We start from the raw sequence: 14,111 nt of genomic DNA on the forward strand, positions 1-14,111 counted from the left end.
CCTTAGTCGATCGTGACGGAGGTGATAACGACCGGCTCGCGCGGAGCGTCCCCGGGCCCGGTCGGGACCGCGGCGATCTCGTCCACGACCTTCCGGGAGGCCTCGTCGGCGACCTCCCCAAAGATCGTGTGCTTGCCCTGCAACCAGGGGGTCGGCTCGACCGTGATGAAGAACTGGGAGCCGTTGGTGCCCTTGCCCAAGCGCTTGCCGGCGTTGGCCATGGCCAGCAGGTAGGGCTTGGTGAACGTCAGCTCGGGGTGGATCTCGTCATCGAAGGCGTATCCCGGGCCACCGGTGCCCCGCCCGAGCGGACAACCGCCCTGGATCATGAACCCGGGAATGATGCGGTGGAAGCCGAGGCCGTCGAAGAACGGGGTGGGGCTGGTGCGGCCGGCGTCGTCCTGGTATTCCTTCTCGCCGGTCGCCAAACCGGTGAAGTTGGCGACGGTCTTGGGGGCCTGAGCCTCGAACAGGACGATGGCGATGTCACCGTGGTTGGTGTGCAGGGTTGCCTTCATGCCGGTCATTCAAACATGTTTGTCGCCACGCTCTTGGCGCCTCCCGCGTCAAAACGGGGCAGGATGTGGGGGTAAATGACCGCAAGGAGGATGTGCATGTTCTGCGACCCACCCAAGTCCAAGGCAGCCAAGGCCAAGGATGCCGTCTCGGATCAGCTAGGCACGGCTGCCGACAAGGCGGCGAGCGCTCGCGCCGGCCTTGCCGACCAGGCCTCGAGCGCACGCGAGAGCGTCGCGTCGGCTGCCGAATCCGCGGGCGAGCGCACCGCTCACGTCCGGGAAAGCCTCGGGGAGCAGGCGCGCGCCGGTTTCGCCATGCTCGATGAAAAGACCGCCGATGCCCGTCAGGTGGCCAAGGAAGTCGCCCGGGAACGGGCGGCGCAGGCGCGCGATGTCGCCCAGCATGGCGTCGACCGGGCCGCCCCGGCCGTCGAGAGCGCGCGCTCGACGATCGTCGATGAGGTGCTGCCCAAGGTTGCCGGGGCGATCGCCACGGTGGCCGCCGGCGCCCTCGCCGCCAAGGATCAGGCCTCCGAGGCCGCGCACCGGGCCCCGGACGCCTACGCCGTGCTGCGCGGAGATGCCGAGGTCAAGTCCTCGAAGCCGCGCTCGTTCGCCAAGACGCTCCTCCTGCTGGGGATCATCGGCGCGGCCGCGGCATACGTGTTCAACCGGTCCAAGCAGCAGCAGAGCGACCCGTGGGCCGTCCCCACCGGCGACCCGTATGCCGCTCCCTCCGGCGCCGCCTTCGGTGAAAGCAGCGTCGGAGCCGGCGACTCGCTCAAGGACAAGGCGAGCGCCGCCGCTGCCGCAGTCAAGGACAAGGCCGCCGACGTCAAGGACACCGTCGCCGAGAAGGCCGGGGACGCCAAGGACGCCGCGGCGGAGAAGCTCGGCGCGGCCAAGGACGCCGTCGCCGAGAAGGCCGGGGACGCCAAGGACGCCGTGAGCGACAAGGCCGACGAGGCCAAGGACGCCGTCGCCGACAAGGCGGCGGACGCCAAGGACGCCGTCGCCGACAAGGCCGACGAGGCCAAGGACGCCGTTTCCGACGCCACCGGCGACGCCGAGGGCCAAGTCTCCGACGCCACCCACGCCGCGGGTGACGCCATCGAAGACGCCGCCGACAACGCCGGCGAAGCGATCGAGAACGCCGGCGACGAAGCCAAGGACCGACTGAACTGACCCCGCTCGGATCCGGCGAGACGATGCCGACGCGAGGTCCGACGCGAGGAAGTTCTGCTAGCAGCAGTTAGTGGGCCTCCCCATAGGTTGCTACCTATGGGGAGGCCCACTAACGTGCGCTAAGGGCGCCACGCGGAGCCCTGCCGACGGCCGCGCCGGCGGCGCAATCCGGCGGGCGAGGGGTCGGCCCCCGAGCGGATCAGGGTCACTCAGGGGTCCGGTCAGGGGGTTAACCAAGTGCGCTCGAGGACCGCGGCGCGGCATCGTTGAAGCATGACAACGACGACCAGCCACAGCCCCTACACCACCTCGACCCCCTCGGGTCTGGACCGCTTCTTCGGCAAGCTGCACGCCAGCCCGTTCACCCGCTCCGACAACCATGTGATCGGCGGCGTCTGTGGCGCGGTCGCCGAGCGGCTCGGCCTGGCGCCCAAGGTGGTCCGGATCGCCGCCGTGGTGCTGGCGTTCTTCGGCCCGGTCGCCACCGTCTATCTCGTCGCCTGGCTGCTCCTGCCCGACCGGCGCGGCCGAGTCCACGTCGAACAGGCGCTGCGCGGCGGCGAAGGCAAGTCGATCGCCCTGCTCGTCCTCACCGGGCTCGTGCTCTTTAGCGACGGCTTCGCGCACATCAACTTCGGCTGGGTCGCGCTCGCCGCGGTTGCCGTTGCCGTCGTCTTCCTCGTTTCCGGTCGCCGCGGTGCCGCAGGGGGGCACCACAGCACCGGAACCCCGGCCGCGCCGACGACCCCGCCCGCGGCCTACCCCCAGGACGCCCCGCGCTGGTAGTTACCCCGACACCAGTCGCGACGGCGGCCACCGCAGAGCCGGCCACCCCATGTGGGTGGCCGGCTCGTTTGCGTGAGTCGGTGCCGGGGCCGTCAGACGTTGCGCCGGTACTGGCCGCCAACCTCGAAGAAGGCCTGGCTGATCTGGCCGAGGCTGGCGACCCGGACCGTATTCATCAGCTCGGCGAAGACGTTGCCGCCACTGGTGGTGACCTCCTTCAGCCGCTCCAGCGCGGCCGGCGCCTCGTCGCGGTGGGCGTCATGGAAGGCCTTGAGCCGGGTCAACTGCGACTGCTTCTCCAACTCGGTGCCGCGGGCCAGCTCGATCTCGGTGGCGTCGTGGCTCTTGTCCTCGGACACGAACGTGTTGACCCCGACAATCGGCAGCGTCCCGTCGTGCTTGCGGTGCTCGTAGAGCATCGACTCGTCCTGGATCTTGCCGCGCTGGTAGCCGGTCTCCATCGCGCCGAGCACTCCGCCACGGTCGGCGATCCGCTCGAACTCCTTAAGGACCGCTTCCTCGACAAGATCGGTCAACTCGTCGATGATGAAGCTCCCTTGCAGCGGGTTCTCGTTCATCGACAGGCCCCACTCCTGGTCGATGATCAGCTGGATGGCGAGCGCCCGCCGCACGCTGTGCGCCGTCGGCGTCGTGATCGCCTCGTCGAAAGCGTTGGTATGCAACGAGTTCGCATTGTCGTAGAGCGCGCACAGCGCCTGCAGCGTGGTGCGGATGTCGTTGAAGTCCATCTCCTGGGCGTGCAGGGACCGGCCCGAGGTCTGGACGTGGTACTTCAGCTTCTGGGCGCGCTCGTCCGCGCCATACAGATCACGCATGGCGATCGCCCAGATGCGCCGGGCGACCCGGCCGATCACGCTGTATTCCGCGTCCATGCCGTTGGAGAAGAAGAACGACAAGTTGGGCGCAAAGTCGTCGATCTTCATCCCGCGAGCGAGGTAGGCCTCGACGTAGGTGAACCCGTTGGCGAGCGTGAACGCGAGCTGGCTGATCGGGTTGGCCCCGGCCTCGGCGATGTGGTAGCCGCTGATCGAGACCGAGTAGAAGTTGCGGACGTGGTGATCGATGAAGTACTGCTGGATGTCGGCCATCGCCCGCAGCGAGAACTCGGTCGAGAAGATGCAGGTGTTCTGGCCCTGGTCCTCCTTGAGGATGTCGGCCTGGACCGTGCCCCGCACGGTCGCGAGCGCCCGGGCGCGGATCTGCTCGTTCTCTTCGGCACGCGGTTCCCGGCTGTGCTCGTCGCGGAAGTCCTCCAGCTGCTCGTCGATGGCGGCGTTGAGGAACATCGCCAGGATGCTCGGGGCGGGCCCGTTGATCGTCATCGAGACACTCGTCCTCGGTGAACATAGGTCGAAGCCGCGGTAGAGAACCTTGATGTCATCGAGCGTCGCGATACTGACGCCCGAGGTGCCGACCTTGCCGTAGATGTCCGGTCGCAGGTCGGGGTCGCGGCCATACAGCGTCACCGAGTCGAACGCCGTGGAGAGGCGAGTGGCCGGTCGCCCTTGGGAGAGCAAGTGGAAACGCCGGTTGGTCCGCGCCGGATCGCCCTCACCGGCAAACATCCGGGCCGGTGCCTCGCCGACGCGCTTGAACGGGAACACGCCGGCGGTGAACGGGAAATAGCCGGGCAGGTTTTCGCGGCGCAGGAAGCTCAGCAGCTCGCCATCGTCGGTGTAGCGTGGCAGTGCCACTCGCTTAACCTGGTTGCCGGAGAGCGTGGTTCGGGTCAGCGGGGTGCGGATCTCTTTGCCGCGCACCACATAAACCTGCTCGGTGCCTTCGTATGACGCAGCGAGCGCCGGCCATTCGCCCAGCAGGGCGAGCGTCCCGGGGTTGAGTTTTGCCCTGGCGTCAATGAGCAGCTTGTCCACCGCATTGGTGGTGTTATCACTTGATTTCGCCTGCACGAGAAGCTCTTTGGTGGCAGCGATTTGCTGCACTCGACGAGCCGCCTCGGCCTGGTTGCGGGTGTCCTGGTGGTAGTTGCGGACCGTGACGGCGATATCGGCGAGATAGCTCTCCCGGCCTCTGGGCAGCACCGAGGTCAGGCCGGAGGAGGTCTTGGTGTCGGGCGTCGGCAGGCTGCCCTCGAAGTCCTTAAGGCCCTTGTCGCGAAGCAGGGCCTTGAGATGCTGATAGAGCGCGGTGACGCCGTCGTCGTCGAAACGGGCTGCGCTCGTGCCGAAAACCGGCATACCCTCCCAAGGTGCACCGAAAGCCTGCCGGTTGCGGACCAGTTGGCGAGCGACGTCGCGACGGGCGTCCTCGGCGCCGCGGCGCTCATACTTGTTGATGGCGACAACATCGGCGAAGTCGAGCATGTCGATCTTTTCCAGCTGGCTGGCGGCGCCGAATTCGGGCGTCATGACATAGGTCGAGACGTCGACGTGGTCGCTGATCGCGGCGTCGCCCTGCCCGATGCCGGGGGTCTCGACGACGACGAGGTCGAATCCGGCCAGCTTGGTCGCGGCGATCATGTCATCCAGGGCCTCGGGGACGACCGCGCCGGCGGACCGCGTGGCCAGCGAGCGGAAGAAGACGACGCCGGGCTCGATCGAGTTCATCCGGATCCGGTCGCCGAGCAGGGCGCCGCCGCCCTTGCGGCGGGTCGGGTCGATGGCCAGGACGGCGACGCGGACCTTGTCCTGGGAGTCGCGGCGCAGCCGGCGGATCAGTTCGTCGGACAGTGAGGACTTGCCCGAGCCGCCGGTGCCGGTCAGACCGAGAACCGGGACGGTGAGCGAGACGGCAGCCTCGCGGATCCGCGCGCCCAGCTCGAGATCGCGCCCGGACTCCAGGACAGTGATCGTGCGGGCCAGTGCGCGCTCGTCACCGGCGAGGAGGGCGTCAAATGGCGCGGGGCGGGCGGACAGGTCGTCGTCACACTCCCGGACGAGCTCGTTGATCATCCCGGGTAGGCCGAGACGCTGGCCGTCCTGGGGGCTGAAGATATGCACGCCGACGGCGCCGAGCTGGGCGATCTCGGACGGGACGATGACCCCGCCGCCGCCGCCATAGACCTTGACGTGCTCGGCTCCCCGGACGGCGAGTTCCTTGGCGAGGTAACTGAAGTATTCGACGTGACCGCCCTGGTAGGAACTGATCGCGACGCCTTGGACGTCCTCCTGCAGGGCCGCGGTGACGACCTCGGCGACGCTGCGGTCATGGCCGAGGTGGATGACCTCGGCGCCCTGGCTCTGCAGCAGCCGGCGCATGATGTTGATCGCTGCGTCGTGGCCGTCGAACAGGCTCGCCGCGGTCACGAACCGGACCGGGTTGGTGGGGACGTGCAGGGCGGGCTGATCGCTCATCAAGGCTCCATCGGCGAGGGCATGCGCGGACCGCAACTCCATGTACGTCAAATACTAGGACGTCCATCTATTGTGCGCAAGTGCATGGACGTCCATGAATCACGGCGGTACCCTTGCGGTCATGACGCAGCCGCAGGGCGTGGACCCCATCGCCGAGGCGCGGCGATTGTGGAGCGACCACGGCTGGGGCGAGGCCGCGACCGGGATGGCCGCGGTGACCTCGTTGATGCGAGCCCAGGCGATCGTGCTGCGCCGGGTCGAGGGCGCGTTGCGGCCGCTGGGGATCAGCTTTGCCCGGTATGAGGTGCTCATGCTGTTGCAGTTCTCCTCGCACGGTTCGTTGCCGATGTCGCTGCTCGGGCAGCGGCTGCAGGTTCATCAGACGAGCGTGACGAATGCGGTCGACCGGCTGGAGCGCGCGGCCTACGTCCAACGGCAGCCGCACCCGAGCGATCGGCGGGCGACGATCATCGCGATCACCGCTGCCGGCCGGGAGGTCGCGGATAAGGCGACCGAGGTGCTCAACCGGGATGTGTTCCACGCTCCCGGGCTGAGTCCGCGGCGTGCGCAGGAGCTGATCGAGCTGCTCGGTGACCTGCGCCGGGACGCCGGGGATTTCTAATCTGCGCGCCCCCGGAGTTGTTGGCGTCGGATTGCCGGTCGTCGGCTGCCGGTTGTCGGCGCTCGCCGCTAGCGTCGACGGCATGATCAATGACGACGCCGAGCGGCTCAAGGCCACGCTGGTTGCCGCGCTGCAGCAGCTCAACGACGCCGTGCTGTGGAAGCTGGACGGGCTCGGCGACTACGACCTGCGCCGCCCGCTGACGCCGACCGGCTCCAATCTGCTCGGGATCGTCAAGCACCTGGCGAGTGTGCAAGCCGGCTACTTCGGCGACACCTTTGGGCACCCCTTTCCCGATCGCTTGCCCTGGTTCGACCCGGCCGCCGAGATCAACGCCGACATGTGGGCGACGCCGCAGGAATCACGTGAGTTCCTCATCGACCTGTTCCGGCGCAGCTGGGCGCACGCGCAGCAGACCTTCGCGGTCACTGCGCTGGACGCCACGGGCGAGGTGCCCTGGTGGCCGCCGGAGCGACGCCACCCGACGCTGCACACGATGCTCGTGCACATGACCGTCGAGGCGGCCCGCCACGCAGGGCACATCGACATTATCCGGGAACTCATCGACGGTCAGGCGGGCCGGTTCGGCGGCGACCGGAGCATGCCCGGGCCCGACGAGGTCGACTGGCCGGCCTATGTCGAGCGGGTGGCGGCGGCCGCCCGCGAGGCCGCTCGCGGATAGCCCGGAATCCTTCTCTCGCAACCAGATCAGTCGGGTGATGCCTGCGCGCTAGCATGCAGTATGCCGATCTACGCACTCGGAGACCTCGTGCCGACGCTCCACCCCAGCGCCTTCATCCACCCCGACGCCGTCGTGATCGGCGATGTCCGGATGGCCGCGGAGTCCTCGGCCTGGCCGACCGCGGTGTTGCGGGCGGACTTCGGGTCGATCACCGTCGGCGCGCGCACGTCAATCCAGGACGGCACCGTGGTGCACACGACCGCCGAGTGGCCAACATCGTTCGGCGCCGACTGCGTCGTCGGCCACAACGCGCACGTGGAGGGGTGCACGATCGAGGATCGTTGCCTGATCGGCTCCGGCTCGGTCGTCCTGAATCGCTGTGTGATCGGCCGCGGGGCCATCGTCGCCGCCGGCGCGCTCGTCTCGGAGGGGCTGCGCCTTCCCGCTGGCGCGCTGGCGGTCGGCGTCCCGGCGCGGGTGATCCAGCCGACCGACCGGGCCGAGCGAGACGCGTGGATCGACTACGGCGTGGGTGAATACCTCGGCCTGTGTCACCGCTATCCGACCGAGCTGCGCCGCATCGAGCGGGATGAGGCGTCCACCGGCTAGGGCGCGGCCGGCGACTGCTGGGGGCCTGGCCGGTCAGGCACTCTCGCCGGGCGGATCCGGGTTCACACCACGAACCAGGGAGTCGTGACGTCAACGGCGCCGAAGGTGGCGACGGCGCGCAGGGTGCCGGCGGGGACCTCGGTGAGGCATTCTCCGAACCGGCCCGGCATGAGTTCCCGGGCGGAGCCATCCGGGAACTGGATGGTGATCCGCGGCGGACTCGCCCCGCCGGCTTCATCGTGCGCGACGAGAACGAGGCGCCGCCGCCGATAGCCGGCCGGCTCGACCTCGGCACGCACCCGCAGCGCCCCGGCGGCAAAGGTGAGCGTCACGCCGTCGCTGCGGGTCAGCACGGGCTCGGCGACCAGCTCGGCGAGGTGGGCGTCGATACCGACCCAATCATGCAGCGCCTTGGCTGCCGTCACGACCGTGTCCGGCGTCTGCTCCATGACGGCAACGAGTTCGGCGACCTCGGCGAGCAGGTCGCGCTCTTGCGGGGTCAAGGTGGGATCGTCAGCGGGCATCGGCGGCCTCCTCCAGGTGGCGGCGCAGGCTGGCCAGACAGCGGATCCGGGTCGGCCCGATCGAACCGACGGGCATCTCCATTTCGGCGGAGATCTGCTGATAATTCTGCGACTCGACGACGAGCCTTCGGAGCAATTCGCGACATCGCTCGGTCAGGAGCGCAAACGCCGTCGCCACCTCGGTGATCGTCTCGCTCCGGCTGACCTGGTCGGCGGGCCCGTCCCGCTCGTCGACGACATCGATCACCTGGACGTCCACCGGCTCGTATCGGGCCCGCGCCTTGATCAGCGCCAGGCTTTCCCGTTTGGTCGTCGTGACCAGCCACGCACCGACCCGGGACGGGTCGTTGATCCGGTGGAGATTTTCGGCCAGGCGCAACCACGCGGTCTGGGACACGTCGGCAGCATCGGCGGGCGTGAGCCGGCAGCGCACCGCCACGGCATACACCAGGCGAGCGAACCGGTCAACGAGTTCACGCCAGGCCTCCGGGTCCCCATCCCGGGCGGCGAGGACCAGATGGCTGACTTCGTCATCGACCGGACGGTTGGACCTGGGCTGCGGTCCGTCCGACATCTGGGGCGCTCCCGGGCTGAACGATTGCGGTCGCTCGCACTCTACGGCCCAGCTACTGCGGTGTGCCATTGGGAGACCTCCGGTGCTCCGGCGCGCCCTAGCCGGCGCCAACCATGTCCGCCAGGTCGAGCAGGTAGCCGAAGTCCGGACTCGGCTGCGGGCACACCGAAGTCGCCCGCAGGTCGGCCACCGCCTCCTCGACGTCCATGCCCCGGCCAAGCCGCACCGCCAGCTCGCCCGCGACCAGCGGCGCCGCGAACGACGTCCCCGCCCACACCGCCCAGCAGGTGTTGTTGTCATCGGTCATCGGCCCGCTGGGATCGGCAACGTAGGTGCTGGTGACCGGGATGGCGCGGGCCGAGAAGTCGACCCACGGGCCACGGTTTGACCAGCAGACGGGCACCAGATCGGCATCGAGGCCGCCCACCCCGACCGCGCGCTTGTGCGCGGCCGGGAGCATGGGCAAGGTTGTCCCGGCGTTGCCGGCGGCGGCGACCACGATGACATCGCCCGGCAGATGATGCAGCACGGCCGACAGCGCCGGATTCCCCAGCAGGTCCGCGTCGGTGAACCCCAGGGAGAGGTTGATCACCCGGCAGCCGTCGTCGCGTGCCTGCAGGATGCGGTTCTTCAGCTGCCAGGAACTGCCGAAACCATGGGAGTCGGTCGCCCGGTATTGCCGGATCTCGGCGTCGGGAGCGCGGCGCAGCACCAGGCCGGTGACGAACGTTCCATGGCCGGCGCCGGGATGGAGCGTTCCGGTCGTGCCGACATCCAAGGCCGGCCGACCGTCTGCGGGGGGCGTGACCGTGTCATCCCATCCGTCGGTGCGCCTCGGCCGGGGGCTGCCGTCGGGCCAGGTCTCCGACGCGAAGCCGCCGTCGATGACGGCAACCCGGACGCCGGCGCCGAGGCCGGTCCCGGTCGGCCGGGTCGCGACGAACTTGACCCGTTGTGCCGCGCCCGAGGATCCCGGCAGCTCGACCGACTTCAGCATGATGGGGCCGGGGACGTCCGGGCCGTTCTGGCAGGTGACGTCGTCCAGGCTCATGGCCAGGGGTTCCTGACCGGAGGTGGCGTCGCGAACGGCCAGCTTAATCTCGTCATACAGGCGGGTCGCATCGAAGTCGATCACCCGCAGGCGCGTGACGCCGAGTTCGGCGTCGACCTCGTCGGCGTCGTCGTCGATCGCTCCACCCGCCGCCTCGATCACCGCACGAGCGCGCTCGCGCTGGCTGGTCTGGGTGATGACGTGCCCGGATACCACCGCGCGTGGGACATCCTCGAGGATGTCGATCAGGCCGCCCGGTCCGGACGGGTCGAGACGCTTGCTGTTCCGCAGCTGATAGTCCCGGTAGTTCCACAGCATCCGCATACTGGCCCCGGGGTCGCGCAGCGCCCCCTCGCGGGCCGCTCGCAACCCGCGGGTGAACAGCTCGACCTCCTCCGCGGATGAGGACGGGCGGGTTTCGCCCGGATCGTCCTGCGCCATGATTTTCTCCTACTCGTGCATCGTCGGTCGGTGGAAGGGAGGGGTGTCATGCCCAATGAGGCGGCCGAGGAGATCCTGATACGTGCGCGGGAGATCCGCGACGCAATTGTCGATCACCCGGCGACCCCGGCACCAGAGGCGATTGCGCTGCTCCAGCAGGCGATGGCCGCGGCCGCGCCGGAAGCGGTCGCCGTCATTCTCAGTGCCCAAGCACACGCCTATCGAGAACGCCTCGACCATGCCCGAGCCGCGGTCTTGGCCAACGAGGCGATTGCGGCCGCCGAACAGGCCGGCGCGCCCGCGGAGCTGGCACGGTGTCTGATCACTCGGGCGTTGATCGAACTTGAGCTGGGCGACGCCGCCGCGGCCCGGGCCGATCTCGACCGGGCGCGCGCCCTCGGGCCCCTCGTGCCGGATCTGGCGCTGGCGACGGCGACGGTCGCCGGGCATGGCGGCCACATCGCGCTGGCCCGGCAGCTGTTCACGGCGCTGGTTGACGATCCGCAGGTGTGCGGCCCGGTCCGGCTCAAGAGTCTCAACAATCTGGCGCACCTGCTATTGGAGAGCCACCCCCAGGAGGCGCTCTCCTTGTTGCGGCAGGCGAGGGAGCTGGTCGCCTCTCCCCAGTCCATGGCCGGCCCGGTCATCCAGTTCAACATCGGCCTCGCCTTGGCGCACGCCGGTCGCATCCCCGAGGCCATGGCCGCCTTCGAGTTGGCCCTGCAGGCACAAGACGTGCTCGGCGGGGCGCTCGCCGCGGAGTTCCACCTCGGGATGGCGACCGTCTTCGGCCAATTGCGCCTGCTCGCCGAGGCGCGCACGGCGGCCGATCGCGCCCTGGCCGCTCTCGCCGGCGAGGGTGGCGCGATGATCCGCGCGGACGCCCTGGTCTCGGCGGCCCGCCTGGCGGTGGCCGACGGCGCCCCCGCCGCCGCCCGGCGACTCTTGGCCGAGGCGCACACTCTCTACAGAGCGCAGGAGCGCCCCGCCGGGACCGCGATCTCGGCGCTCGAGCTGCTCGCCCTCGACGCTGACCCGCGGCCGGAGCGGATCGCTGCCCACGCTGCGCGGCTGAGCGAACTCGGCCTGGTCCGCGAGGCCGGCCGCGGCTGGCTGCAGGCCGCCGACGCTGCGGCGGCCGCAGGCGCCGGCGAACTCGCGGAGCACCTCTGGCACATCGCGGCAGAGTCCTCCGCCACAGACACCCTGGCTCGGCACGTAGCGCTGGCGCGAGCTGCGGCAGCCCGAGGCGAGCGCGAGACCCTGACCAGCGCGAGCTGGGCCGCCCTCGAGATGATCGACACGCGTGCTGCGTTGGCCAGTGCCCCCGACCTGCGTCACCGCATCGCCGCCGAGCGGGCGGGGTTCGAGCAGCTGCTGCGCCGCGCCGGCAGCACCGACTCGCCGTCCGCCCAGCTGGATGCACTGTTGCGCGCGCGTCCACCGGCCGCGTTGCGATCCGTCGGTGACTCGGGGGACGCCGGGCCGGCGGCGCCGAGCCGGGACCGTCAACCGGGCGGCGATGTCGACCCCGAGGAGTTGCGCCTGCAGTGGCGCGAACTCGCCCGCCGCGTCGAGTCTGCCGAGGAGGATCCGGCGACGCTGATCTGCCTCGGCGCTCAATTGGCCGACACCGAGCGCCGGCTGCGCGCCGGCGCGTGGGCCGAGGGCGGGTCGGGGGTGGGCCGCGCGGCATCCGGGCTGGATGATCTCGTCGATGCGGTCGGTATGCCGCTGCTCGTGCTCGCGCGGATCGGCCCGGACGTCGTCGGGTTCCACCACGACTTCGGCGGTGTCACCACGGCTGTGCTTGGCCGGTGGGCGTCGCTCACGACCGACCTAGCCCACCTCGAGCGCGCGCTCGCCCGGGTGGCCAGCGGTGGCGAGCCCGCGGCATACGAGAAAAGCCGTGTCCTGGCGGGAGAATTGGACGATCTCCTCGGGCCGCTGGTGGCCCCATCGAACGATTCGTTGCTCGTCCTGCTCGACCGCGGCCTCGACGCCGGCGCGCTCACCGCGCTTCCACGGCTGTGGCCGCGGGCGGTGTGCTTCGCATCGCTGGCGATGACGGCACCGACGACCAACCGGCCGAAGGCCGGCCCGCCCGGCGTGCTCGTGGCCGTGGGGCCGCGGCTGCTCCATGCCGAGTCGGAGAGCGCGAGCGTCGCGACGACGTGGAACGCTGCCGCCCCGGTGGCCACGTGCGCGGCGGTCCGGGCCGGAGTGCCGGGAGCCGGAATCATCCACCTCGCCGCACACGCGAGCCTGCGATGGGACAACCCGTTGCAGTCGGTCATCCACTTCGACGACGGCCCGTTGGCGCTGACCGAGCTGTGCGAGCTTTCCCACGGACCCGAAACCACCCGCCTGCTGTATCTGTCGGCGTGTTCGCTCGGTGCAGGGTCATCCGACGCGGCGCTCGTCGGTGCGGTTCCGATGCTCGCCGAGCGGGTAGCCCGGGAGGTTGTGGCCGCGTCGATCCCGCTCCCGGACGAGCACGCGCCCGCGATCGCCGCTGCGGTCCATCGGTCGGTGGCCGCCGGTGGTGACGCCGCCTGCGGGCTGGCTGCCGTCCGGCGACGCGTCGACCCCGATGACCCGCAGTTGGCCGGCCTGTGGGCCGCACTCGGTTGCCTGAGTGCGGTGATGATCGCGCCCTAAGCCCGGCCCTGGCCAGCCGGGGAGGGCTCTGCACCCCTGCCACAGGCTGCCCGGACCCTTGCGCCCGCGGCCGTTCCGGGTGAGCATGGAGCATGCCGAGCTACGACGTGGAGATCCGAGACCTGCACGGGCAGATCCTGGCGGCCCGCTATCGGCTGCCGGCGCACAACGAGCGCGTCGCCGTTGCCTCCGCCCGGGACTACCTGCCACGGCTGGAGGCGGATGCCGTCGTCACCTGCTTCCGGCGTCGCCGGCTGCGCGGCCGCCGCCTCGCGCTGACCGAATATCTCGCCGGGGGCGACGGCGACGGTTTGGCCGGCGTGCGCGAGCCGCGCCGCCCGCTGCCCGGACCCGGTCACCTGTATGCCGCGGCCGACCTCCCGCGACCAAATCCACGCTGAGGTCTTCACCTTTCGCCGAGGTCTGATGATTTGGAGTACGACCTCAGCGAGAAACGCAGACTTCAGCGGAAGTTGGCCAGGACCGCTCGGACGACGGCGCCGGGGTCGGGCGAGGCCATGAGTGCCCGGACCAGCGCGACGCCCGCGATGCCGGTGGCGGCTAGCGCGGGAACGTCCACCGGGGTGATGTCGCCGATCGCCACGACCGGCAGCGAGCTGACCGCCACGATCGGGCGATAGCCGTCCACGCCGAGCGGCGGGCGGCCGGAGTCCTTGGTCGGGGTCTTCCGATAGGGCCCGGCCCCGATGTAGTCCACGACACTGGCAAGCGCCAGTGCTTGCTCGACGAGCGCCAACGTCCCCGTTGTCAGCCCGATGATCGCATCGGGCCCGAGCAGCTCGCGGGCCGGGCGCACCGGCAGGTCGTCCTGGCCGAGGTGCACGCCGTGGACGGCAGCGCCGGCGAGGCAAGCGGCATACGCGATGTCGGTGCGGTCGTCGACGAGCACGCGCGTCGCCGGGTTGGCCTGGGCCACGGCGTCAGCCACGGCGATCGTGAGGGCGAGCAGCTCGGCCGCGCTCGCTTCCTTGGCGCGCACCTGGACCACCCCAGCCCCGGCGTGCGCGGCTGCCGCGGCCACCTCGACGGTATGCCGCTCGGTCCCGGACGTCACCAGATAGCACCGGTAGTCGGGGGTCATCTCGGCGGAGGTCACGTCAGC

13 protein-coding genes are annotated in these 14,111 nt (G+C 70.1%); 7 read left to right on the forward strand and 6 right to left on the reverse strand.

Features of this window, described 5'->3' with window-relative positions:
- Positions 1-2: 2 nt before the first annotated feature.
- A complete protein-coding gene (locus V9G19_RS18915) occupies positions 3-518 on the reverse strand; it encodes a peptidylprolyl isomerase (protein ID WP_462286995.1) in 516 nt (171 codons plus the stop codon).
- A gap of 96 nt (positions 519-614) precedes the next feature.
- Here V9G19_RS18915 and V9G19_RS18920 point away from each other — a divergent pair, with 96 nt between their 5' ends.
- Together V9G19_RS18920 and V9G19_RS18925 are read left to right on the forward strand one after the other, a co-directional pair.
- Entirely contained in the window at positions 615-1,703 is a 1,089-nt protein-coding gene (locus tag V9G19_RS18920) for a hypothetical protein (RefSeq protein ID WP_462286966.1), read from the forward strand.
- 273 nt (positions 1,704-1,976) lie between these two features.
- Complete coding sequence (locus V9G19_RS18925) at positions 1,977-2,489, forward strand: PspC domain-containing protein (RefSeq protein WP_462286967.1); 513 nt, start codon at positions 1,977-1,979, stop codon at positions 2,487-2,489.
- A 92-nt stretch (positions 2,490-2,581) separates the two neighbouring features.
- Here the strand turns inward: V9G19_RS18925 and icmF are convergent, their stop codons facing one another.
- On the reverse strand, positions 2,582-5,824 hold the full coding sequence (gene icmF, locus V9G19_RS18930; protein ID WP_462286968.1) for a fused isobutyryl-CoA mutase/GTPase IcmF: 3,243 nt from the start codon (positions 5,822-5,824) through the stop codon (positions 2,582-2,584).
- A 121-nt stretch (positions 5,825-5,945) separates the two neighbouring features.
- Here icmF and V9G19_RS18935 point away from each other — a divergent pair, with 121 nt between their 5' ends.
- Genes V9G19_RS18935 through V9G19_RS18945 form a run of 3 tightly spaced genes read left to right on the forward strand, consistent with a single transcriptional unit; the run spans position 5,946 to position 7,737 of the window.
- Positions 5,946-6,446, forward strand: coding sequence for a MarR family winged helix-turn-helix transcriptional regulator (locus V9G19_RS18935; RefSeq protein WP_462286969.1), 501 nt, complete (start codon positions 5,946-5,948; stop codon positions 6,444-6,446).
- Positions 6,415-7,128 carry a DinB family protein gene (locus V9G19_RS18940; protein WP_462286970.1) on the forward strand — a complete coding sequence of 238 codons (714 nt, stop codon included), beginning with the start codon at positions 6,415-6,417 and terminating at the stop codon, positions 7,126-7,128. Before V9G19_RS18935 ends, V9G19_RS18940 begins: the two co-directional genes overlap by 32 nt.
- Before the next feature lie 60 nt (positions 7,129-7,188).
- Positions 7,189-7,737: a gamma carbonic anhydrase family protein gene (locus tag V9G19_RS18945; protein ID WP_462286971.1), complete on the forward strand. Its 549-nt coding sequence runs from the start codon at positions 7,189-7,191 to the stop codon at positions 7,735-7,737.
- A gap of 62 nt (positions 7,738-7,799) precedes the next feature.
- Here V9G19_RS18945 and V9G19_RS18950 read toward each other — a convergent pair whose 3' ends face one another.
- From V9G19_RS18950 to V9G19_RS18960, 3 genes are all read right to left on the reverse strand, one after another.
- Entirely contained in the window at positions 7,800-8,261 is a 462-nt protein-coding gene (locus V9G19_RS18950; RefSeq protein WP_462286972.1) for a hypothetical protein, read from the reverse strand.
- Positions 8,251-8,835: an RNA polymerase sigma factor gene (locus tag V9G19_RS18955; protein ID WP_462286973.1), complete on the reverse strand. Its 585-nt coding sequence runs from the start codon at positions 8,833-8,835 to the stop codon at positions 8,251-8,253. Before V9G19_RS18955 ends, V9G19_RS18950 begins: the two co-directional genes overlap by 11 nt.
- Before the next feature lie 97 nt (positions 8,836-8,932).
- On the reverse strand, positions 8,933-10,327 hold the full coding sequence (locus tag V9G19_RS18960) for a S8 family peptidase (protein ID WP_462286974.1): 1,395 nt from the start codon (positions 10,325-10,327) through the stop codon (positions 8,933-8,935).
- Between the two features lie 48 nt (positions 10,328-10,375).
- On the opposite strand from V9G19_RS18960, the gene V9G19_RS18965 reads away from it, so the two are divergent.
- Together V9G19_RS18965 and V9G19_RS18970 are read left to right on the forward strand one after the other, a co-directional pair.
- Positions 10,376-12,988, forward strand: a complete 2,613-nt coding sequence (locus tag V9G19_RS18965; protein ID WP_462286975.1) for a hypothetical protein — start codon at positions 10,376-10,378, stop codon at positions 12,986-12,988.
- A 92-nt stretch (positions 12,989-13,080) separates the two neighbouring features.
- The gene (locus V9G19_RS18970) at positions 13,081-13,389 is read left to right on the forward strand and encodes a hypothetical protein (protein ID WP_462286976.1); all 309 of its coding nucleotides are present in this window, start codon (positions 13,081-13,083) and stop codon (positions 13,387-13,389) included.
- Positions 13,390-13,451: 62 nt separating this feature from the next.
- On the opposite strand, the gene V9G19_RS18975 is transcribed toward V9G19_RS18970, so the two are convergent.
- On the reverse strand, positions 13,452-14,105 hold the full coding sequence (locus V9G19_RS18975; RefSeq protein ID WP_462286977.1) for a thiamine phosphate synthase: 654 nt from the start codon (positions 14,103-14,105) through the stop codon (positions 13,452-13,454).
- Positions 14,106-14,111: the final 6 nt, after the last annotated feature.

The sequence above is a fragment of the Nostocoides sp. genome, assembly GCF_037045025.1.
Classification (GTDB): Bacteria; Actinomycetota; Actinomycetes; order Actinomycetales; family Dermatophilaceae; genus Nostocoides_A.